Source organism: Alcanivorax sp. (assembly GCF_040118815.1).
GTDB lineage: Bacteria > Pseudomonadota > Gammaproteobacteria > Pseudomonadales > Alcanivoracaceae > Alcanivorax.
The window spans coordinates 411,645-433,908 of the sequence record NZ_JBEDTC010000001.1 but is presented as its reverse complement, the minus strand read 5'-3'; the positions used below and the strand labels follow the sequence as shown (position 1 = coordinate 433,908).

22 protein-coding genes and 1 tRNA gene are annotated in these 22,264 nt (G+C 56.7%); 6 read left to right on the top strand and 17 right to left on the bottom strand.

What is annotated here, in order from left to right; genetic code table 11:
• Window positions 1-13: 13 nt before the first annotated feature.
• Window positions 14-259, bottom strand: coding sequence for an OadG family protein (locus tag ABNH18_RS02005; RefSeq protein ID WP_349381207.1), 246 nt, complete (start codon window positions 257-259; stop codon window positions 14-16).
• A 472-nt stretch (window positions 260-731) separates the two neighbouring features.
• On the opposite strand from ABNH18_RS02005, the gene ABNH18_RS02000 reads away from it, so the two are divergent.
• Entirely contained in the window at window positions 732-1,937 is a 1,206-nt protein-coding gene (locus ABNH18_RS02000) for an ISL3 family transposase (RefSeq protein ID WP_349381206.1), read from the top strand.
• A 43-nt stretch (window positions 1,938-1,980) separates the two neighbouring features.
• Here ABNH18_RS02000 and ABNH18_RS01995 read toward each other — a convergent pair.
• From ABNH18_RS01995 to ABNH18_RS01955, 9 genes are all read right to left on the bottom strand, one after another.
• Window positions 1,981-2,057, bottom strand: a tRNA-Arg gene (locus ABNH18_RS01995).
• Between the two features lie 90 nt (window positions 2,058-2,147).
• Window positions 2,148-2,627, bottom strand: a complete 480-nt coding sequence (gene bfr / locus ABNH18_RS01990) for a bacterioferritin (protein ID WP_007150778.1) — start codon at window positions 2,625-2,627, stop codon at window positions 2,148-2,150.
• A gap of 125 nt (window positions 2,628-2,752) precedes the next feature.
• Window positions 2,753-2,989, bottom strand: coding sequence for a bacterioferritin-associated ferredoxin (locus ABNH18_RS01985; protein WP_349381205.1), 237 nt, complete (start codon window positions 2,987-2,989; stop codon window positions 2,753-2,755).
• Window positions 2,990-3,346: 357 nt separating this feature from the next.
• On the bottom strand, window positions 3,347-4,114 hold the full coding sequence (locus ABNH18_RS01980) for a hypothetical protein (RefSeq protein ID WP_349381204.1): 768 nt from the start codon (window positions 4,112-4,114) through the stop codon (window positions 3,347-3,349).
• 1,197 nt (window positions 4,115-5,311) lie between these two features.
• Window positions 5,312-5,968: an adenylate kinase gene (gene adk, locus ABNH18_RS01975; protein WP_349381203.1), complete on the bottom strand. Its 657-nt coding sequence runs from the start codon at window positions 5,966-5,968 to the stop codon at window positions 5,312-5,314.
• A 288-nt stretch (window positions 5,969-6,256) separates the two neighbouring features.
• On the bottom strand, window positions 6,257-7,282 hold the full coding sequence (locus ABNH18_RS01970) for a TPR domain-containing protein (RefSeq protein WP_349381202.1): 1,026 nt from the start codon (window positions 7,280-7,282) through the stop codon (window positions 6,257-6,259).
• The gene (locus ABNH18_RS01965) at window positions 7,279-7,716 is read right to left on the bottom strand and encodes a cytochrome c-type biogenesis protein (protein WP_349381201.1); all 438 of its coding nucleotides are present in this window, start codon (window positions 7,714-7,716) and stop codon (window positions 7,279-7,281) included. The genes ABNH18_RS01970 and ABNH18_RS01965 overlap by 4 nt, the downstream gene beginning before the upstream one ends.
• Before the next feature lie 2 nt (window positions 7,717-7,718).
• Window positions 7,719-8,273, bottom strand: coding sequence for a DsbE family thiol:disulfide interchange protein (locus ABNH18_RS01960; protein WP_349381200.1), 555 nt, complete (start codon window positions 8,271-8,273; stop codon window positions 7,719-7,721).
• A complete protein-coding gene (locus ABNH18_RS01955; protein ID WP_349381199.1) occupies window positions 8,270-10,234 on the bottom strand; it encodes a heme lyase CcmF/NrfE family subunit in 1,965 nt (654 codons plus the stop codon). Before ABNH18_RS01955 ends, ABNH18_RS01960 begins: the two co-directional genes overlap by 4 nt.
• Window positions 10,235-10,616: 382 nt before the next feature.
• Here ABNH18_RS01955 and fabA point away from each other — a divergent pair, with 382 nt between their 5' ends.
• Both fabA and fabB read left to right on the top strand, forming a co-directional pair.
• Window positions 10,617-11,144, top strand: coding sequence for a 3-hydroxyacyl-[acyl-carrier-protein] dehydratase FabA (gene fabA / locus ABNH18_RS01950; RefSeq protein WP_349381198.1), 528 nt, complete (start codon window positions 10,617-10,619; stop codon window positions 11,142-11,144).
• 9 nt (window positions 11,145-11,153) lie between these two features.
• Window positions 11,154-12,368, top strand: coding sequence for a beta-ketoacyl-ACP synthase I (gene fabB, locus ABNH18_RS01945; protein ID WP_349381197.1), 1,215 nt, complete (start codon window positions 11,154-11,156; stop codon window positions 12,366-12,368).
• A 191-nt stretch (window positions 12,369-12,559) separates the two neighbouring features.
• Here fabB and ABNH18_RS01940 read toward each other — a convergent pair whose 3' ends face one another.
• The 3 genes from ABNH18_RS01940 to ABNH18_RS01930 all read right to left on the bottom strand — a co-directional run bounded on the left by ABNH18_RS01940 (window position 12,560) and on the right by ABNH18_RS01930 (window position 15,674).
• Entirely contained in the window at window positions 12,560-13,609 is a 1,050-nt protein-coding gene (locus ABNH18_RS01940; protein WP_349381196.1) for a porin, read from the bottom strand.
• Window positions 13,606-13,794: a hypothetical protein gene (locus ABNH18_RS01935; protein ID WP_349381195.1), complete on the bottom strand. Its 189-nt coding sequence runs from the start codon at window positions 13,792-13,794 to the stop codon at window positions 13,606-13,608. The genes ABNH18_RS01940 and ABNH18_RS01935 overlap by 4 nt, the downstream gene beginning before the upstream one ends.
• A 92-nt stretch (window positions 13,795-13,886) precedes the next feature.
• Window positions 13,887-15,674 carry an acyl-CoA dehydrogenase gene (locus tag ABNH18_RS01930; protein WP_349381194.1) on the bottom strand — a complete coding sequence of 596 codons (1,788 nt, stop codon included), beginning with the start codon at window positions 15,672-15,674 and terminating at the stop codon, window positions 13,887-13,889.
• Window positions 15,675-15,767: 93 nt separating this feature from the next.
• Here ABNH18_RS01930 and ABNH18_RS01925 point away from each other — a divergent pair, with 93 nt between their 5' ends.
• The 3 genes from ABNH18_RS01925 (at window position 15,768) to ABNH18_RS01915 (ending at window position 18,531) form a co-directional block, all read left to right on the top strand.
• Window positions 15,768-16,760, top strand: a complete 993-nt coding sequence (locus ABNH18_RS01925; protein WP_349381193.1) for a GlxA family transcriptional regulator — start codon at window positions 15,768-15,770, stop codon at window positions 16,758-16,760.
• Window positions 16,761-16,919: 159 nt separating this feature from the next.
• On the top strand, window positions 16,920-17,618 hold the full coding sequence (locus ABNH18_RS01920) for a response regulator transcription factor (RefSeq protein WP_349381192.1): 699 nt from the start codon (window positions 16,920-16,922) through the stop codon (window positions 17,616-17,618).
• Between the two features lie 67 nt (window positions 17,619-17,685).
• On the top strand, window positions 17,686-18,531 hold the full coding sequence (locus ABNH18_RS01915; protein WP_349381191.1) for a GAF domain-containing protein: 846 nt from the start codon (window positions 17,686-17,688) through the stop codon (window positions 18,529-18,531).
• A gap of 14 nt (window positions 18,532-18,545) precedes the next feature.
• On the opposite strand, the gene ABNH18_RS01910 is transcribed toward ABNH18_RS01915, so the two are convergent.
• Genes ABNH18_RS01910 through ABNH18_RS01895 form a run of 4 tightly spaced genes read right to left on the bottom strand, consistent with a single transcriptional unit; the run spans window position 18,546 to window position 22,171 of the window.
• Window positions 18,546-19,808, bottom strand: coding sequence for a sensor histidine kinase (locus tag ABNH18_RS01910; RefSeq protein WP_349381190.1), 1,263 nt, complete (start codon window positions 19,806-19,808; stop codon window positions 18,546-18,548).
• 47 nt (window positions 19,809-19,855) lie between these two features.
• Window positions 19,856-20,872: an SAM-dependent methyltransferase gene (locus ABNH18_RS01905; protein WP_349381189.1), complete on the bottom strand. Its 1,017-nt coding sequence runs from the start codon at window positions 20,870-20,872 to the stop codon at window positions 19,856-19,858.
• On the bottom strand, window positions 20,869-21,642 hold the full coding sequence (locus ABNH18_RS01900) for a DUF1295 domain-containing protein (RefSeq protein ID WP_349381188.1): 774 nt from the start codon (window positions 21,640-21,642) through the stop codon (window positions 20,869-20,871). Before ABNH18_RS01900 ends, ABNH18_RS01905 begins: the two co-directional genes overlap by 4 nt.
• Window positions 21,635-22,171 carry a DUF2878 domain-containing protein gene (locus ABNH18_RS01895; RefSeq protein ID WP_349381187.1) on the bottom strand — a complete coding sequence of 179 codons (537 nt, stop codon included), beginning with the start codon at window positions 22,169-22,171 and terminating at the stop codon, window positions 21,635-21,637. The genes ABNH18_RS01900 and ABNH18_RS01895 overlap by 8 nt, the downstream gene beginning before the upstream one ends.
• Window positions 22,172-22,264: the final 93 nt, after the last annotated feature.

Below are 22,264 nucleotides of genomic sequence, written 5' to 3'. Positions count from 1 at the left end.
GATAATCCGGTATTTATGACAGGGAAGACTGACGGTGCTGCTGCACCGCTTTTTCAATGGCCTTGATAATCGCCGGTGGCGGCAAGTCCTGCGGGAGAGAGGGCACCGGTTGTGCTGTCGAAGCCTGTGGCTCACGACCGAATTTTCGCACCAGCGCCGACATGGCGGTAGTGACCGCCACGAGCACAATCAGAAAAACAAACACAACGCCCATGCCAACAAGCATGAGTTCAACACCCTGAGCCATCATAGCGTTCATGGAACACTCCTTTTGGTTCCAAAAGCGGATTCAGTCACCGCGTGCGAGAGCGGAGGCTCCGCCGTTTAGGCGGGCATCATGGTGGCCTTGTGAGCCGGTTTATCTCTCGCGGTTAAAGGGCAATGTAGACAGATTGTCGACAATCCGCAATGAGACATACGAGGAACGGGTTGGTGGTTTTGATCAATTGACGGCGTGCAGGACAGATTTATCCAGACCGTAGAGTAAAAAATATCGCTATGGAATGAAGTGCCATACGGCGTCGGGAAGACTGAGGGGGTCGCTACCTACTCGGACAGCGTTGAGCCAGCCAGGCCCGTAACCTGTTGCATGCGGCGTGAAGCCGTGCAGCGGCCGCAGAGCGGCATAAAAAAAGGTTCATCGCGGATTAGCGGGAACGAATGAGGTGGCGGCGGGTGATCCGAGTTAAGTTGTTTGTGCGACCAAGCAACCAGACAAGGACACCGCCGCCATGCTCGATGCTACGATCCCCGGCTTTTGCTGGGAAGGTTTTTTACCTGCCCGATGCACTCACCTCTCTGATTCGCACTGCCTGATTGAGCTGATACCCGACCCCGACAAGCCTCCCCGGTGTCAGCATTGCAGGCAACCCTGCCAGCAGATCCACGACACCACCGTGCGACGAGTCCGTGATCGTGACCTTTTCGAGTACAAGGTTTGGCTGGACGTGCCGGTACGGCGACTTCGCTGTCCTCGCTGTTCAGTCGCTCGGGAACAGCTTGATTGGCTGGCACCGCATTCACGGATCACCCATCGCTTTCAGCAGCATATCGAGGTGCTGCTGACGCTCTTGCCCATCAAGCATGTGGCCCTCCTCAGCGGCCTGCATTGGCATACGCTCAAGGCACTGGACAAGGCTCGCCTGGCCCGGAGCGTGCCCGAGCCGGATCTTGATCAGGTCCGGTTTCTTGTCATGGATGAGTTTGCCCTGTTCAAGGGGCACCGCTATGCCACGGTCGTCATGGATGCCGAGCGAACTCAGGTGCTATGGGTTGGCGAAGGCCGCTCCCGGGAGGCGATACGCCCCTTCTTCGAGTGGATGGGCAAGCATTGCCAACAGATCCAGGCGGTCGCCATGGACATGAATACGGCGATGGATCTGGAGGTAAAGGAGCACTGCCCACAGGCCAAAGTGGTGTATGACCTGTTCCATGTGGTGGCCAAGTTCGGCCGAGAGGTGATCGACAGGGTGCGCGTGGATCAGGCCAATCAGCTACGCCACGACAAGCCCGCCCGTAAAGCCGTAAAGCGCTCACGCTGGTTGCTGCTGCGCAATCGCAGCAATCTCAAACAAGACCAGGAGGCGCAGCTGGAGGCACTGTTGGAGGTGAACAAGCCACTGATGCTCGTCTACATCATGAAAGACCAGCTCAAAGGCTTGTGGTACGCAAAGAGCGAGCGGGCGGCCCGTTGGCGGTTTACCCACTGGATGCGACAGGCTCAGGCCAGCAAGCTGGAGCCGTTGATACGCTTCGCCCGGCTCCTGAAGCCTTATGCCGAAGGCGTTATCGCCAGCGCTTCATATCGACTGAACACCAGTGTTCTGGAAGGGGTAAACAACAAGATCAAGGTCATCAAACGAATGGCTTATGGATACCGGGATAGCGACTACTTCTTCTTGAAGATCAAAGCCGCTTTTCCCGGAAACCCGCGATGAACCTAAAAAAAGGCCCCCAATTGGGAGCCTTCTTTTATTCGTATGGTGCACCGGGAGGGAGTCGAACCCCCGACCTACTGGTTCGTAGCCAGTTGCTCTATCCAGCTGAGCTACCGGTGCAAATCTCGTTGCTGTAACGCCGCGAGAGGCTGCGCATTATTCCGAAAGCCCCGCGGTGAGTCAAGCGTAGATCGGTTAAAAGTTCGGCAATCAACCTTCTGCAGCAGCCATTTGTTTTTGCATGTAATTTTCCAGGCCGACTTTATCGATAAGACCGAGCTGAGTCTCCAGCCAATCGATGTGCTCTTCTTCGGATTCGAGGATATCCTTGAGCAGGTTACGACTGATGTAATCCTGGATGGATTCGCAGTACGCAATCCCTTCACGCAGGTCTGGCACAGCCATCTGCTCCAGCTTGAGATCGCACTCCAGCATTTCCTTGGTGTTTTCACCAATCATCAGCTTGCCCAGGTCCTGCAGGTTGGGAATGCCTTCCAGGAACAGAATGCGCTCGACCAGCATGTCGGCATGCTTCATCTCGTCGATGGATTCGTGATATTCCTTGGCATAGAGTGCCTGCAAGCCCCAATCCTGGTACATCTTGGCGTGGAGGAAGTACTGGTTGATGGCAACCAGCTCATTGCCGAGTGCACGGTTGAGGAACTCAATCGCTTTGGCGTCGCCTTTCATTGGGGGTATCTCCGTCACATGAACTTGGGGTACCCCCTATTGTTCAGCAAGTGTGTGACAGAGACAAGGCAGGAGAGAAAAAAAGCGCTTCAAATACAAGCGCTTATGCAAATGAGAACGATTGTTTATGCGGTTTGTGGCCAGAAAACAACCGCCTCACCGGCAGTAGAAGAGTTCGAGAAAGAGGTCGCCTCGTTTGCGCTACGGGTCTCACGCAAAATTTGGCGGGCGTGACGGGCACATTTACCACACTGACTTCCAACCCCAAGTTCCCGACGAAGATCACGCAGGCTGTCGCAGCCAGAATCGGCCGCTTCCCGTATATGGTTGTCAGTAATGCCCTTACAAATGCATACGTACATAAGTCGCCTTTCCTCAATCTCTGGAAAGGATGCTAAACCTAACGCGAATCATTATCAACTACTTTTAAGAATCTATTCTTCCTGTTCCCCTGCCCCCTCCCCTCATCCTGGCGCTTGCTCCTAACCATGCCACTCCGACAGCCTGTAACAGGCGCTGCTGCACACGAAGGGGCCAGCGTGGATAACATGCTGAGAAAACAGAACCGGGTTCTCGCCACGCTCAGTTTGGGTGTGTCGAATGTGGTCTGTATGAGCCTGAATAGGCGCGTCTGGCCCGACAAGGATCACGCCGCGTTGCGAGGAGACATAAAAAAGCCCCGCAGAGCGGGGCTTTTAGCCTTCAAGCAGTTCCTGAGATCAGGAAGAGGCTTTCTTGGCCGGAGCGCGCTTGCGAGCTGCTTTCTTGGCCGGCGCTTTACGAGTAGCCGCCTTTTTAGCTGCAGGTTTTTTCTTGCTAGCCGCTTTTTTGGCTGGCGCCTTCTTGGTTGCAGGCTTTTTGGTTGCTGCTTTTTTAGCTGCCGCTTTAGGCTTACGGCCGGCCGCTTTCTTGGCAACACTCTTGGCCTTGGCCGCTGCTTTACGAGCAGCCGCTTTCGCTTTCTGCTCGGCTTTCTTCTGCTCAGCCTTGGCTTTTTTGGCCAGCTTGCGTTCGTGATCACGCAATTTAGCTTTCAGGTTGCGCTCTGCTGTGCGCATTTTTTTCACTTCACGGGCAACAACCTTCTTCGCGGCCTGGATCTCGGCACGAATCAGTTTCGCTTCGCCACGGATATCCTGAAGCTTCAGGCGTGCAGTGTTCATGCGACCACGTGCCGTTTCAACGGCGCGCTTGGCAGCGGCAGTGGAAGTCTTCTGCGCTTTTTCACGCTTGGCAGCAACATCCGCACGCAGTTTCGACAGCTTGGCGTTCTCAGCGTCGATCTTGGCACGATGCTTATCAAGTTTGGTTTGGGATTGAGTAACTTTCTTTTCCGCCTGAACTACCGCTTTATCCTGCAGTTTTACCTTGGATTCTGCGTTAGTGACGGACTTGGGAACGGCCGGCGCTTTTGCAACGGCGGCTTTCTTCGCTGCTGGCTTACGAGCCGCAGTTTTTTTTGCGGCGGCTTTCTTTGCTCGAGCCATGATTGATCTCCTCAGCTATGGCGTTGTCATCAATACTGCGACAAGTGGAAAAATAGCATAAAAAAAAATCAGTTGGTACATTATTTGACCAATTGGTTTTTATTTTTCTGAATTTTTCACTGTGCCTGCAAGGGACCTATTTTATTTCTTTTCTTTTTTCGACTTCTTCTTTTAATTTTTTCAGAAGCGTTATGCCTCATTTGGCCAACGCTCTTTCTTTTAGCACGCTTCTTTTTTGCCGTTTTTTTGGGTAAAAAAACGGTTTATTCTATTTTCTTCCCACGCTCCGCATCCCCGCACCAGTACGTAAGGGCAATGCATGACAGCCCCCATATATGGAGAGAAAGCGCTAATTCTCTACAGCTGACTTCTATATATAGAAAGAGGCGTGGGGGAAAGCGGCAACCAGACACCCTGCCTTGAGCACTTTTGTTAGCCAAACTCCTGTAATTGTGTAGAAGCGTTACAGCGTTGCTATCAGAAAGACGGGAATCGATCTCGGATAGAGCACCGTTTATTACTAAAGGAGTGTCGCGGATTTGAGGGGATGATATGCCCGTAGTGTGTTTGCCACAGAATTGTGCTCAGAGAGCCTAACGCCAAGCACCTGTTGCTTGACGAAAAACGGGCGTCGAAAATTGCCTGCATAATGTTTGGTCGGCGATTGATTAGCGAACTTTGCTGCCAAGGAGCCCCTGAAAACGTCCACACGAATGTGGGAAGCGATGCTGGCATCATGAAGGAGCGTGCAATCCATCGGCGCTATTCGTGATGCAAGCATCACTTCCCACAGAAAAAACGCTGCGGGGCGTTTTCACAGGTTCCCCAGTTCGTCCAGCCCTCCAGGGCATCAGGCCTTTCAGTATCTGGGGGCAATTTAACCTCCAGTGGCCGGCTTTATCTGCGGAAGGAGCCAGCCCGCTGCTGGCAACCCCATCGCTTAACGAGAGCCGTCCCTCAACAGTAATGACGCGCTTTGCTCCCCCTTTGAGCCGCACGGCACTACGTGCGTTACCCGCTTTGCTATGTTCTTACAACGGGGGGGGGCTGCCAGGGTTTTGTCTGTATGGCTTTCCCGCCTGGCATTCGGCGGCGAGCGCTCTACACAGTGCGCGATGAACCAAAAAAAACGGGAAGCCTACAAGGCTTCCCGTTTTTTACTACCGCCGCCGAGTCGGCGCGGTTGAGGCGTACTCATCAGCCCTTCAGAGCAGACAGAACCCGGTCGCGAATATCATCCACGGAACCCACGCCAGCAACGCGCACATAGCCAGGCGCTTTTGCCTCTGTGTTCTTGGCCAGGTCCTGATAGAAATCTACCAGGGGACGAGTCTGCGCTTGATACACCTCGAGACGCTTGCGTACGGTCTCTTCCTGGTCGTCATCACGCTGCACCAGCTCATCACCGGTTTCGTCGTCTTTACCTTCCACTTTCGGCGGGTTGTACTTGGTGTGGTACACCCGGCCGGAAGCCGGGTGGACACGGCGACCGCTCAAACGCTCGATGATCTCTTCATCATCCACGTCGATTTCCACTACAAAGTCGATGTCGACACCCTGCTCCACCAGTGATTGCGCCTGGGGGATGGTGCGGGGGAAGCCGTCGAACAGGAACCCGTTGGCACAATCATCTTCCTTAATACGCTCTTTCACCAAACCAAGAATGATATCGTCGGAGACCAAACCACCCGCATCCATCACTTTCTTGGCTTCCAGGCCCAGTGGAGTGCCTGCTTTAACCGCAGCGCGCAACATGTCACCGGTGGAAATCTGAGGAATATTGAACTGTTCCTTGATGAACTGCGCCTGGGTGCCCTTGCCCGCACCGGGTGCACCAAGCAGGATGACACGCATAGGATTCTCCATCTTACTGTCGTCAGAAGAGGTACAAAGTACCTCTGATTTATTCACCCCCATCGCCATGGCCACGCGCTTTGGTGGCCCTGGATACGGCCCACGGCCACCCCATCGAAGAGGGCATAATGCCCGCCACAGACGGCGTAAACTGGCGTAATTTCCAAGCGTATGGGTGTACAAATCAGAGGAACCCAGCCTCCGAAGGGGTGCAACTTTACCTTGAGGCCTTCTTCATCACAAGGGACAGGGGCTGCTACTTAGGTAGCAGCCCCTGTTGCAAGCCCCCTATTGGCGGGACAAATTGAGCGTTGCGGGCTGAACCTGAGGAAGTTGTAACGAAACCGGTACGGCGGTAATCGCCGCCTGATCCACCGAGGCACCCGGTGCCGGCGTGTAGCGAGCGCCAATGACCAGGTCGGCCTGCTCGCCCGGGTAACTCTGTAACCAATCGGCTGCGGTTAGAGACACCGTGATCGGAAAATGCGGCACCACTTTGCGCTGCGCAGCCAGAGGCTGGCCGGCACTGCCGGCCTTGCGCAGGAACACAAACAAGGTGCCACCAGCTGGCAGGCCTTCACCGCTGACAGTGGCAGTAAGGTTGGAAAAAACGCCTTCCCGCTGCTTCTGTTCCCGGGCCCGTTCCAGTCCCCGCTGCAGCAAGTCCGCGGTTTCACCCTCGCTGTGTCGGGACAGCAGGGACGCCCAAGCTTGTTCCGACAGCGCATAGCGCCCGGCCCGATCTGCTGACATGGCCAGCAACATCCAGGCACCATCGTGATTCGGCTCCCGGTCCAGCACCCAGCGAATTTCCTCCAAAGCCGGGTCGGAAAGCCGTGCTTCATTCTTTTCAATCAAGGCCCGTGCCAGCAACAGGTGCATGGCGGCATCGTCCGGGTTCAGTTGCAAGGCCTTGCGGGCCGCTTCTTCGGCCTGCACCGGCGCGCCCAACTGATCATACAGTGCACCCAAGGCATACCAGCCCACGGCCGATGGTGCTTGCGAGAGTTCGGATTGCAGCACCCGAACCAAGGCGCCGGCGGGGACTTCCGAGGCCGCCTTCTCCGGCGGCTGCCCAGCAATAATCTGCCGGGCCACGTCACCGTACTCTTGTTTATGGGCCAACCAGGTAGGGGTATGTTGGTTAAGGCCGATCAGCCCGTAGCCCGCAGCAGTCAGAACCACCATCACCAACGGGATGCCCAAGGCTCCCGACATGTTCTTGCCGGCCTTGCGGCCTTCACGACGCCACAGCATCCACAGCACCGCGGCCATCACCAATACTAGAACCAGCGCCATCACCCACAACATCATTTCGTGCCCTCTTCCGGTTCTTTATCCTGCGCTGTCTGATCTTCTGCTGACGCTTTACGGCTGGCGTTACGCAGCAACAAAACGATCAATACGCCGCCCCCCAGTAACAACACAATGGGGCCTAGCCACAGAATGGACGTGCCTGCATTGACCGGCGGACGATAGCTAACAAAATCACCATAACGAGAGACAAAATAGTCAACGATGTCCTCATCGCTTTTGCCTTCCAGGATCATGGTATGCACTCTCGTTCGCATATCCTGGGCAATACCGGCATCGGAATCCGCAATGCTCTGGTTTTGGCATTTTGGGCAACGCAGTTCTTCAGACAGGATGCGAAAACGCTGCTCCTGCTGTTTATTATCAAACTGATAGACATCAATGGCGGCAAAGGCCGGCATGGTCAGCATCAGCAGAAACACAATACGCAGCATTCTTATCCTCCCTCACCCTGCCCCGGCGTTGGCGCCTGCGCGGGCAATAAAGGCACAAATTTTTCTTTCCAGACACGAGCATTCAAATCACCCGCGTGGCGCAGCACGATCTCACCGGCGGGATTGATCAGGAAGGTTTCCGGCGCGCCGTAGACGCCCAGGTCCAGCCCCAGCTGACCGTCAGCATCCACAATCACATGGGTAAACGGGTTACCCAGATTGGCCAGGTACTGCCGGGCGGCCGGCAGCTCATCCTTGTAGTTTAACCCGGAAATAGCCACACCTTGTGCCGCCAGTTCCAGCAAATAAGGATGCTCCACATGGCAGGTGGGGCACCAGGTGGCCCACACATTCAATAGCTGCCAGCGCCCTTTCAGAGAGTCTTCCGTGTAGGTTTCTTCTGTCAGCAGCGACGCCAGAGAAAATGACGGCACCGGTTTGCCCACCAGCGCAGACGGCAGCTCCTGCGGGTCTCGGCCTAGACCACTCGCCAATAGCACCGCCAGCAGCACAAACCCGACCAGAGGCAAAAATACCCAGGGAGAATTGGCTTTCATTGGGCCGCTCCTGCGTCGTTGGCTGCAAACCGATTGCGACGATAGCGCTTGTCAGTCAGCGCTAATGCGCCACCAAGGGCCATAATCAATGCACCCAGCCAAATCCAGCGAATGCCCGGTTTGAAGTAAATGCGCACCGCCCAGGCATTGCTGTTGTCCAGCGGCTCGCCCAGAGCGACATACAAGTCGCGCCAGAAACCGGCATCAATAGCCGCTTCCGTCATCACCTGCCGGCTGGCGTGGTAGGTGCGTTTTTCCGGGTGCATCACCGCCACCGGGTCACCGTCATGGCTCACGTGGAAATGACCACGTTTGGAATCGAAGTTGGGGCCGTGGTATTCATCCAGGCTGTCGAAAACAAAGGTATAATGCCCCAATTCAGCAGTGTCACCCGGCGCCATACGAATATCGCGCTCAACTTCATGGAAGCTCACCAGCGTGATGCCGGCGATCAACACTGCCAGGCCGCAATGGGCCATGACCATGCCCCAATAACCACGAGTCAGCTTACGCAAACCGGTGACAAAGCCTTGCTTATAGGCACGGGCGCGGCGGACCACATCGTCCACGTGGGCAAACACCAGAAACAACGCCAGCATAATGGCCAGCACACCCTGCCAGGGGCTGGGGTCTGGCAGGCGGGAGCCAAACCAGCCGGCAATAATGGCGGCGGGGGCCAACAACGCCATGCGCTTGAGCAGGGTGTTGCCGTCCTGACGTTTCCAGTTGCTGAACATGCCCGGCACCATCAGCAGAATCAGCACAAAGGCCAATGGCACAAAGAAGCCATTGAAATAAGGGCTGCGGATGGAGATTTTCATGTCCAGTGCTTCGCCGATCAACGGGAACAGCGTCCCCATCAGCACCACAGAGGTGGCCGTAAGCAGAATCAGGTTGTTACCCAACAGGAAGGCTTCCCGCGATATAGGCTTGAACCCGGTATCGCTGCGTAACGCCGATGCCCGGAGGCTAAACAGAATCAACGCCCCACCCGCAACCACAACCAGGAAACCGAGGATGAAGGCACCCCGGGCAGGGTCATTGGCAAAGGCATGGACCGACGTCAGCACCCCGGAGCGCACCAGGAAAGTCCCCAGCAAACTCAGAGAGAAGGTAATGATCGCCAGCAACACCGTCCAGGCGCGGAACATGTTGCGCTTTTCGCTCACGGCTAGGGAGTGAATCAGGGCGGTGCCCGCCAGCCATGGCATCAGGGAAGCGTTTTCCACCGGATCCCAGAACCACCAGCCACCCCAGCCGAGTTCGTAGTAGGCCCACCAGGAGCCCAGTGCGATGCCCACGGTCAGAAAGCTCCACGCCACCGTGGTCCACGGCCGCGCCCAGCGGGCCCACGCCGGGTCCAGATTGCCCATCAGCAACCCTGCCACCGCAAACGCGAACGCCACGGAGAAACCGACATAGCCCATATAAAGCATGGGCGGGTGAATAATCAGCCCGGGGTCTTGCAGCAGCGGGTTCAGGTCGGCACCGTCTAGCGGGAACCAGGGCAGGTTGCGGTCAAAGGGGTTAGAGGTGAGCAGCATGAACAACATGAAGCCCACGGAAATCATCCCCATGACCGCCAGCACCCGCGCCACCATCGGCAATGGCACACTGCGGCTCAACAACCCGACCATGGCCGCCCAGCCGGACAGCATCCAGCCCCACAGCAACAGGGACCCTTCGTGGCCGCCCCAGATAGCAGACAGACGATACTCCAGCGGCAGCGCAGAGTTGCTGTGTCCGGCCACATAGGCCACGGAAAAATCATTGATATAGAAAGAATAGCCCAGCGCGACCATGGCAACGGTCATGGCCAACCACTGCACCCAGGCCAACGGACGGGCATACCACTGCCAGGCAGGCAGGTTGCGATAAACGCCAATCAGGGGAAAAACTGATAGGCACAGGGCAGCAGCCAGTGCCAACCACAGGGAAAGATGCCCGATTTCTACCGCCACGAGAGCTCCTTACTTATACGACTGGATATACGACTTGCGTTTTTGACTGGTCAAGGGGCGGCCGGACGCGGCTATTTGGCGCGATCCGGCGCGCATAGCATCGGTTGATGGTCCGGCAATTGCAAGTCCGTGGCGGTGCCGCAATGAAAAGACCCCCTGAGCGGTACAAGAAGATAGACCACGGTCATTTGACTCCGTTCATCGGTCATTTTCGGTAAAACGGCGCCAAGACATATTTTGAGACGGTTGCTATTCGTATGCTCTCACTTCGCTTTGCTACTATCAGCGCTTACATGACAGGGTGTCACCGCGCTGAAGATAAAACGTCACAAATAATCCATATACTCAAAATGCGCCGCCCTGGCCTGCATGGAGTAAGACTTTGAGCACTACGACAACACAGAAATCTTCCTACTCTCGCGAGGATCTCCTCGCCTGCGCACACGGTGAGCTGTTTGGCCCCGGTAATGCGCGGCTGCCTTTACCTAACATGCTGATGATGGACCGTATCACTCACATCAGCGACCAAGGTGGCAAATATGGCAAAGGCGAGATCATCGCCGAACTGGATATCAGCCCGGACCTCTGGTTCTTTGATTGTCACTTCGAAAGTGACCCGGTGATGCCTGGCTGCCTGGGCCTGGATGCCACCTGGCAATTATTGGGCTTTTTCCTGGGCTGGGTGGGCAACCCGGGACGTGGCCGCGCTCTGGGCGTGGGCAATGTGAAGTTTTCCGGCCAGGTACTACCCACCGCCAAAAAACTGACTTACCGAATCGACCTGAAACGAGTCATTTCCCGCAAACTGGTACTCGGCCTGGCCGATGCCACCGTGTCCGTAGACGGGAAAGACATCTACCAGGCCGACGACCTGAAAGTCGGCTTGTTCACTTCTACCGACGGTTTTTAGGAGCGACTCATGCGCCGCGTAGTAATCACCGGGATGGGCATTGTCTCCTGTCTGGGCAACGACACAGACAGCGTCACCCGTTCATTGCGGGAAGGCCGCTCTGGCATTCGCTTTAAAGAGGAATACAAGGAAATCGGCATGCGCAGCCAGATAGCGGGCACACCCACTATCCAGCTGGACGACTTCATTGACCGCAAGCCGCGCCGCTTTATGGGTGATGCGGCCGCCTACGCCTACGTGGCCATGCAAAACGCCATCACCGATTCCGGGCTCAGCGAAGAACAGGTCAGCAATGAACGCACCGGCTTGATTGCCGGCTCCGGTGGCCACTCTTCCTTTAACCAGGTGGAAGCCGCCGATATTGCTCGCAATCGCGGCGTGAAACGGGTTGGCCCCTATATGGTGCCCCGGGTTATGGCGTCCACCGTGTCGGCTTGCCTGGCCACGCCGTTCAAGATCAAAGGTGTGAACTACTCCATCGCGTCCGCCTGCGCCACCAGCGCTCATTGCATCGGCAACGCCGTGGAACAGATCCAGCTGGGCAAGCAAGATGTGGTCTTTGCCGGTGGCGGCGAGGAAGAACACTGGACGCTCAGCTGCCTGTTCGATGGCATGGGCGCCCTGTCCAGCAAGTACAACGACACACCTGAAAAAGCGTCCCGCGCCTACGACGAGACCCGCGATGGTTTCGTGATCGCCGGCGGCGGCGGCATGGTGGTCGTGGAAGAGCTTGAACACGCCAAGGCCCGCGGTGCCACCATCTATGCTGAAGTGCTCGGTTACGGCGCCACCAGCGACGGCCACGACATGGTAGCGCCCAATGGCGAAGGCGCGGCACGCTGCATGCGCCAGGCGCTGGCGACCATGGATGGCTCAGTGGACTACATCAACGCCCACGGCACCAGTACGCCGGTGGGGGATGTGGCAGAATTGAAAGCCATTCGCGAAGTATTTGGCGATCAATGCCCGTCCATTGGGTCGACCAAGAGCCTGTCCGGCCATAGTCTGGGCGCGGCCGGGGTACAGGAAGCGATTTACTGCATGCTGATGATGCAGAATGACTTCACTGCTATCAGTGCCAATATCGAAACCCTGGATGAAAAAGCCCAAGGCCTGCCAGTGTTAGTGAAAGGCAAAGACAGCGGCCCCACCACAGTACTGAGCAACAGCTTCGGCTTTGGCGGTACCAACGCCAGCTTGGTGCTACGTAAGTGGGAAGATTGAATTAACCCTGTGCAGTAATGGCCGACAACGCCAAAAGCGTTATTCGGCCCTCACCAAAAAAGCCCGGCACTTATCGTAGCCGGGCTTTTTTGTGGGGCCGCAAGGGCCGTTCATTCCCCTTCCCCATTCAGCATCGAACCATGTCGGATTACGCCTTGAGGCTAATCTGACCTACACCTACAACGGCTCGATCAAAACTTGTGGATCATGCCCACAGAAAAAGCCAGGCCGGATTCGTCCACATCATTGAGAGTTCCAGCCGGGTCGTAATCGGTATCGGAGGCAGAGACCAGACCGTAAGCGGTGGTGAAATCACCCAGCTTGTAGTCCGCGCCCACCGTCAACGTGGCCACATCCAGATCCAGATCGCTGCTATCGAGCATACCGGCCTGAGCTTTCAGGGCCACACGCTCTGAAACACCAAACTTGCCGCTCAGCAGGTACGACATCAGGTCGCCGTCGGAGCCACCATAAGGATCCAGATTACTGCGCTCAACGATGGCGCCTACCGCCACACTGCTGTTCAGATTCAAGCCAAAAGAACCACGCAAGGTGTCCAGATCGCCGCCCACTGTGGCTGGGCCAACAGCCACTTCGGTGTAACTGCTTTCATACGCCAGCGCGGCGTAAAGCACATCCTGCTGATAGGTGGCAGACAGCCCCCAGGTATCGGCCAGCCCATCCTTGGTTTCGTTATTGGGTGCAACACCCACCACATCATCTTCCCCGGGTGCCAGCTGGGCCCGAATCACGATGCCGCCCAGATCCATGCTTTCCCAGTTCAGGCTGTTGCTGTTGCGGCGCTGGCCGAGAAACACGGTCCCCATATCCGCCACGGTATCGTTGAACTGGTCGATCTTGCCTTCCGCCAGTTTGACGACACTGTCGTAACGACCGGCGAAAATTTTGCCCACCTGGGTGCCCAGGCCGAGAAAGCTGTTACGTGTGGAAAAAGTCGCGCTGCTGTCGCCGTCTGCGTCGTACCCGACTTCCATCTGATAAATCACCGACAGGCTGTCGCTATACAGTGGCTCTTCGCCTTTTATGCCCAGCCGGGAATTGTTACTGGAGACGAACCAGGCGTCGGACAGATCATCCTGGCTAAACACCAGCGCGGTGTCCGGATAATCACTGGTTTTATCCACGCTCAGATTCAGTTTCCCGTAAAAGGTTGGTGCCGCCATGGCAGACGCAGGCAACATGGCCGTGGCAACAGAAGCCGCAAGCAAAGTCTTTTTCACGTTTCTTCCCCGTTCAATGTGTCGTTCGCAAGATCATGACGACTATATGACTGTTTTATTGCACCAACAAGAAGAAGCCGCTCAAGCACAAGAACCGGTAGCGTGTTGCATGTTGAGAGAATCGTTTTGCGGCCGCAAAATGGCAAAAAAAAAGCCCCCTGGCGGGGGCTCAAAAATACCGTCATAGCTACTCCTGCCTAAGCAGGTCCCGAGCCTGATGACGATAGGCACACTCTGTTGATCCAGTGATCACAAACAAACCGTGATCAAGGCACAATCAGAACCAGCGGGTGTCCATTTCCATAAAGGTGTCGTCGCCGTTGATCAGTTGTTTCGCATCCCATTCCACCCGGGGCAATTCCCAGCGGAAGAAATAACGGGCAGCTTGCAGCTTCCCTTTGGCGAAAGCCTCATCGTCGGGGTTTTCCAGAGCAACCGCCGCGTTGGCCTGACGCAACCACATCCACGCGGCCACGGTGTGACCCATTACCTGCAAATAGGCATTGGCATTAGACAACGCCTCACGCGGACCAGCGCTGGCCATTTGTTTGCCCACCGCCTGGGTAGCTTGTTCAATCAGGGGCAGCATGGCCTGCAGCGCATCGGCCATGGGCTGACAGCGCTCATCGGCGGTGGCCTGCACGTCGGCCATAATGCGTGCTGCCAGCAATTGCAGCCCTTTGCCGTTGGCCATCCACACTTTACGGCCCAACAGGTCCAGGCCGTGCACACCGGTGGTGCCTTCGTGAATCGGGTTAAGGCGGTTATCACGCCACACCTGCTCTACCGGATATTCCCGGGTGTAACCGGCACCACCGAAGACCTGAATGGCCATATCATTGGCTTTCAGACCAAACTCGGAAGGCCAGGTTTTCAATACCGGGGTCAACAGATCAAGCAGTAGCTCTGCCTCTTTTGCGGCAGCCTCTTCTCCGGTCTGTATTTCGTCCACCAGGCGGTAGCCATACAGGCTCATGGCAATGGCGGCTTCCGCATACGCTTTCTGGGTGAGCAGCAATCGTTTCACATCGGCGTGCTCAATAATCGGCACCTGCGGCTTGGAGAAATCCACCTCGCCCGGGTGACGGCCCTGCACCCGGTCGCGGGCATAATCCAGCGCAAACCGGTAACCCCGATAACCCAAAAGCCCGGCACCAAACCCTACACCTACCCGCGCTTCGTTCATCATCTGGAACATATAACGCAGGCCCTGATGGGGCTCACCCACCAAGTAACCATGGCAATCATCGCCATCACCAAACGTCAGGGCGGTACTGGTGGTGCCACGATAGCCCAGCTTGTGAATCAGCCCTGCCAGAATCACATCGTTGCGAGCATCCGGATTGCCCTCGGCATCCAGGCGGTATTTAGGTACCACAAACAGGGAAATTCCTTTCACCCCTTCCGGGCCGCCGGGAATCTTTGCCAACACCAGATGGACGATATTGTCGGCCAGCTCATTCTCGCCACCGGAGATAAAAATCTTGTTGCCCTTGAGCCGGTAGCTACCGTCATCCTGGGGCACCGCACGAGTACGGATATCAGTAAGGGAAGAACCCGCATGAGGCTCTGTCAGGGCCATGGTGCCGGTGAAACGCCCTGCCATCATCGGTTCCAGGAACCGGGTTTTCAGGGTGTCGCTACCAAAATTGCGAATCACATTGGCCGCCGCCGCCGTCAAGAAGGCATAACCGGTAGAGCTGGGATTCACACAGGTGAACATGCCCTTGCAAGCCGCCGCGGCAATTTCCGGCAGCTGCATGCCACCCTCGTCGAAACTGGCCCGCGACGACAGGAAACCGGCATTGATATAAGCGTCAAAAGCCTCTTTGACTTCCGGGCGCATAACCACCTTGCCGTCCACAAAGGTGGGCTCTTCCTTGTCGGACAGCGTGTTGTGGTTAGCGAATTTTTCCCGCGCCAGTTTTTCGGCAACATCCAGAGCCGCTTCAATGGTCTCACGGCTGTGATCTTCAAAACGCGGGCGGGCAAACAGGCTGTCGGTGTCCAGCACCTCAAAAAGCTGAAAGCTCAAATCACGGCGGTCGAGAATCACATCACTCACTTTAGCGCTCCGGTTATTTTGGACAACAGCTTGCCATCGTTATGCCGTCTCTGGCATTGTCGCCTATGACTTATTCATGGTGGAACACGACACATGTTCACGGTAGCAGTATTCGCATTTGATGGCGTCTTTGCGTCAGCCCTCACCGGGGTGGTGGATCTTCTCAATCTGACCGGGGTGACCTGGAACCGCATCCACGGGCAGCCCCTGAACCAGCAATTCAAGGTTCATGTCGTGTCCCGCGACGGCAACCCGGTGCGCTGCACCAATGGTATCCGCATGGCGGTGGATTGCTCCCTGGAACAGATGGATCAGGCCGATCTGGTCGTGGTTCCGACCATCGGCGGGAAAATCGAAACCGTGCTGGCCCAGGAGCAAGACGCCCTGGCCTGGTTGCGCTTTCTGCATCAAGGCGGCGCGGATCTGGCCAGTAACTGCACCGGCGCCTTCCTGCTGGCCGAAGCCGGTTTACTGGATGATAAAACGGCCACTACCCACTGGGGCTTCAGCCAGGAGTTTCGCCATCGCTACCCGCAGGTGAATCTGAATGAACGGGAACTGATTACCCGCGACGGCAATATTTTCTGCGCCGGTGGCGGCACCGCTTGGCGGGATCTGACCATCCTCTTGGTCGAGCGCTTTTGTGGAGCCGACCTGGCCCGAGAATTAGCACGGGCTTTTGTCATCGACGTTCGCAACGACCTGCAAAGTATTTACGCCGGCCTGCCAGCACACACTTATCATCAGGATGATCAGGTGCAGGCTATCCAAGGCTGGATTCATGAACACTACAAGGAAAATACCAGCTTGGGACAACTGGCCGAGCGTGTGCATTTAAGCCCGCGTCAGTTGCAACGCCGGTTCACCACCACGCTTGGCGAACCCCCACTGCAATACTTGCAGCGGGTGCGCATCGAGGCCGCCCGAAAAATGCTGGAGCGTGGCACCAACAACTTGGCCAAACTGTCCGAACAGGTGGGCTATCAGGATGTCAGCAGCTTTTCGCGGTTATTCAAACGGCACACCGGCCTGTCCCCCAGCCACTACCGGCAGCGCTTTGCCCGCACCGGCGCCCTGAACGACTAGAATATGATTCAGCACACCGGTTTTAGCCGTTTGTCGCTTGGCGGATTGCGCAATAGCAGGAAACCACTGACAGTGGAATGACAGAGGCACGTGAAGGTTCTTGACGGAACCTTGACGTTCCCGCGCTGAAGATGATCACAGTCATACAAGGAGAGCCCTGTGAAGAATCTGTCCATTCTACTGGTAGAAGACCATCGCCAACTGGCCCAGACCGTACTGGAATACCTGGAGCAGGAAGGCGCCAGTGTGGACTATGCCGGCAACACAAGGCTGGCCCGGGAGCTGGTTCAGGAACATCACTACGACCTGATGCTTCTGGACGTCATGCTTCCCGGCGAAGACGGCTACAGTTTCTGCCAGTACCTGCGCAAAGAGCTGGCGCTGGATATGCCGGTGGTCTTCATGACGGCACGGGATCAGCTGGAAGACAAACTGGAAGGCTTTGATCGCGGTGGCGACGACTATATCGTCAAGCCCTTCGCCCTGCCGGAGCTGTCTGCCCGGGTCACCGCGCTGGTGCGTCGTCAGCGTAAGGAAGTCACCGCCAATACGCTGCAGATTGCCGATCTGGAACTCGACCCGGCTCGCCAGGAAGTGCGCCGCGACGGCCAGTTACTGAAACTCTCCCCCACCGCCTTTCGTATTCTGCGCATTCTGATGCGCGAATCCCCCAAGGTAGTCAGCCGGGAACAGCTGGAGCACGAACTGTGGGGCGACCTGGTTCCCGATTCCGACGCCCTGCGCAGCCACCTCTATAATCTGCGCAAAGCCGTGGACAAACCCTTTGAGCATGCGCTGCTCAACACCTTGCCCGGTGTCGGCTTCAGCATTCAGGCAACGCCGGAAACCGCACAGTAAAACGCTGTGCACTTGCACATTGGTAGGAACCCGGCTGAGAATAGGGAAAAAGCAACGTTCCTTGTTTATGCCAGCCAACCAAACTGACACACCGTTATCCAGCTATTCTTCCTGCCAGGAATTACTGGACGCCCACCTTGCCGAACTGCAACAACGCTTCGGCATGGCTGTGTGGATGATCACCCGCCTGCGCGATGATGAGCTGGTGATACTGCGTTCCCGAGACGACTACTATGGGCTGGCACAGGGCCAGCGCCTGCAATGGCAAAAAAGCTATTGTGTGCAGATGGTGGAACTGGGCGCTCCCTGCATTGCCACCAATGCTCAGCGCAATTCCAGCTACAACGACCTCCCCATCAACAGCGACCCGACCATCGGTGCTTACATTGGGTTGCCGCTTGTGGACCGGGACAACCAACTGTTCGGCACCCTCTGCGCGCTGGATCCCAACCCTCAGGATCCGTCATTGGAGCAGGCACTGCCCGCGTTGCAACACGAAGCCCGCCTGATCGGTTTTCTGCTCAGTAATGCACTGCAGGAAGCACAACAACAACGGGTCAGTATTTTTGTGGAACACCCGGATCGTTGTGCCGATACCGGCCTGCCCGGAAAACAGGGCTGGGCGGACATCAAAGCACAGGAACAGCAACACAGCCGGGATTTCGGCATGGAATCGTCAACGCTCTATTTGCAGGCGCCGGAAGACAGCGACAGCATGGTGATTGCCGACTCCCTGGCCGCCTTGCTGCGCGAGCAAGACAGCATCGCCCACCTGGGCAACAACCATTTTGGTATTCTGTTGGCCGACACCAACGCAGAAAAAGCGCAGCGCGTGATTCATCGCATTCGCGACGCCCTGAACGCCAAGCAACTGCTGGTGCGCATTGACCCGGCACCGCTGGCTGCAGGCTAGGCGTTTTCAGAAAATCAGCTAAATTGCACCCGAACTTCCGTTCCCTTGCCCGGTTCGCTGGCGACCATCAACTCCCAGTCATAGCGTTCGCACAGGCGCTGTACAATGGCCAACCCCAGCCCATGTCCACCTTCCAGGCTGCCGCCCCGCTCAAACGGTTGTAGCACCCTGGCCAGCTCATCCGCATCCATGCCTGCGCCGTAGTCCACCACCTGCACCGCCTTGTCCATCACCACGATGGTGACATCGCCGGAACCACTATAGTTGATAGCATTACGGACTAGATTGGTCAGCACGATGGTGAGCGCCGCCTCCGGACAGTTCACACTCAGCAAGGCCGTCTGCCTGACCTGCAAACGAATTTGCTTACGCTCCGCCAGGGGGTTCAGGCGCTCAATCAGGTTCACCGCCAGGTCATTAACGATCACATCTTCACTCTGCTGGCTGTGTTGCTCCGTGCGCGCCAGCATCAGCAAAGTTTCCAGGGTCGCTTCCATATCATCGACGGTGTCATCCATACGCCGAATCAGCGGGCGATCGCCCACCTGGGTCACCAGCAATTCCAGATTAGCGCGGAACACCGCCAGTGGCGTGCGTAATTCATGGCTGGCATCACGAGTAAATTGACGCTCACGTTCCACGAAGGACACCAGCCGATCGGCATAGCCATCCAGTGCCGCCACCAATACCGCCACTTCACTGCCAGAATCCGTCGCAATATCACTAAGATCCGGGCGCGCCACACTGGGGTCGTTAACCGGTGTATGCCGCAGAGCATCGGAAAGCTGTACCAGAGGTGAAAGTAAATCGCGGGATTTTTTCCAACCCAGAAACGAGGTGATATAGATCACCAACAACACCCCGGTTAACGGCAGAATGCCGAACAGAAACGCCAGCACCGACACCCGTTTTTCATCAAAAATCAGATAAAGCCGGGCGCCGTCACGGTGTTCGATATAAACAATAGGCCGTTCACCGGCCAGATCCACACGCTGATAGCCATCGGGCAAATCCGCCAACATCCCGGGAATCGAATCCTGCACGGCATCACTACTCAACAGGCCAAGCAGATGGCGGGTATTGGGGCGCGGCTGGGTCGGATTTTCTTCCACAAGCGACCAATAATGGTCGGCTTCCTTTATCAGTGCCTGTTTGACCAGCACATGCTCGATGATATTTGCCGTCGCCCACACGCCCAGCACTGTCGCCAGACTGATCAACAGTAGCTGAACCAGATAAACACGGGTAAGACGATGCTGAACGCCGGTCTTTTTCATGCCTTGCTCGTTTTATGGCTATTCATGGTCGTCCGTGCGAACAACGATCAGTTCGCCTTGGGCTTGGCGAAGCGGTAGTGCGCAACGAACCACTCTTCGCCCCCACCATAGTTAAACAGCTCCGCGCACGCCATGAAAAACATGCGCCAGCGTTGCAGCCATACCTTCCCCTGCCCTTTGCCATAAAGGTCATCCAGCAGCTGGGTCAGCGTGGCCTGCTTCTCATCAGCCAGCACCAGCCAGGCCTCAAGAGTGCGAGCGTAGTGGGTGCCGTTCACAGCCCAGCGCTGCTCCTCATGAAGATCACCGGCACAGTGAGGCAGCCAGTCATAGGCCGGCATCATGCCACCGGTAAAGAAGTATTTGGCCATCCAGTCCTTGCTGCCCTCCGTTTCGAACAGGTAGGTCAGATCCCGGTGACAGAACACATGAATAAAAAGTTTTCCGCCCGGTTTCAGCCAGTCATGGATACGCGACATCAATGTTTTGTGATTACGCATATGTTCAAACATTTCCACCGACACTACCCGATCATAGGGTTTCTGTGGCTGATACACCGAGGCATCGGCGGTGATCACATCCACGTTGTCCAGGCCCCGCTCTGCGGCACGCCCGAGAATAAAGGCACGCTGGGACGACGAATTGGAAATCGCGGTAATGCGACTGTTGGGATACTGCTGCGCCATCCACAGCGTCAGCGAACCCCAGCCACAGCCCATCTCCAGTACGTCTTGCCCATCTTCCAGTTCTGCCCGCTCACAGGTCATCGCCAACATGGCCCGTTCTGCGTTTTCCAAGGTGCTCGACGCATTCGGCCAGTAACCGCTGGAATATTTTAGATACGGGCCCAGCACCTGCTCGTAGAAGCGGGCATCCACCTCGTAATGCTGTTCATTGGCCTCGTCCTGGCCCACGGCCACAGGCCCTTGCCGCAGAGCCTCTTCAAAGGTCTGACGATTGCTGCGTTGTTTTTCCTGTTCCAGACGCTGCCCCAGCAGGCGGCGAATGCCAAAACGCACCAGTCCATCGGGCAACAGCCCGGATTCCGCCATTTGAATCATCATGATTTGGGTCTCCAGGGAAAGAACGCACTGGTTGTGCGCTGATAATCACGGTAGTCATCGCCGCGGGATTTGAGCGCCTGCTTTTCGGTGTAAGGGATGCCCGTGACGAACCACAGGAACACGAACATGGCCAACGGCAATACCCACAACCACCCTGCGTACGGGGCGCCGATGGCGATTACCGGGTAACTGACCCAGTGCAGCCACTCGCAAAAATAGTTGGGATGGCGGCTGTAGCGCCAGAACCCTTCGCGGCAGGTTTTGCCCTTGCTGTCCGGGCGCTTTTTGAAGTCGGACAACTGTTTGTCTGCCAGCGCTTCCCCGGCAATGGCCAACAATCCAATAGCCACGCCCAGCAACACAAAGGGAGGAGTGAACAGATCCTGCTCACCCACAACCCAAAACGTGAGCGCAAAGCCCCAGGCCAGCAACCCCTGGCCCCAGAAAAAGACCAGGAACACAGGCTGCGCTTTGCTGCCCAGCGCCTCGCGCATGGCCGCATAGCGGCCGTCCTCCGACGTTTCCTGGCTAACCCGCTGAAAAATATGACTACCCAGCCGCAACGACCACAACAGCAACAGCACGCCTGCCGCCACACGAGGAACCAAGGCGCCGTTTCCTGTCACCAGAAAACTCATCCCCACAATACCCACCGACCAGGCCCAAAACACATCCACCCACCCGGCGTTGCGGGTTTGGCGTTGCTGTAGCCAAAGCACAGTGGCAACAAGCAGCAAGGCGATCAGCAGCAAATAATGGATATCAGGCATGTTCGGTTTCCTGTTTTGTCATCGTCGCGACCTGCGCCAGTAACGGTACCGCTATGGCCCAACTGATACCGTAAACCATCGCCAGCAGCAGCCAGCCTTGCGGCGCGGTTGCTGCGCCAAGACGAATGCCCATGGTCACGGAAAACACGCCGCCCACGGCACCCAATAAAGCTGCCAGCACTGGCCGGCCACACAACCAGTTCAGGCTATAGCGAAAACTCACCGCAAAGCCAAGCCACAAGGCCCATACCCAATGCGGCGCCCACCAGTGCGGCTCCCAATGGCGGTACTGCAATACGTCCGGCAACAGCCATAACGGTTCCATTAACACACATAATATGCCGCCACTGGCCATCAAAAGCAGGTCCTGGCGCCACTGGCGGGTCAGCGCGACTTGCGCCATAACCATGACGGCCAACACGCCCCATGCCAGCAATCCTGCCCCCTGCGACGCCCCCACCACGGCGGCCGCCCAGAGCAACTGGAACGCAAAAAAATTAACGATGACGGCGCGTGCATGAATATTCATGGCTTCACATTGCGGCATGCCTCGTCAAAGCGCTGTGAATCGTGGCGCAAAGCCTGACGCAAGCTCCCTGCTCCCAAGCCGGACACCGACGAA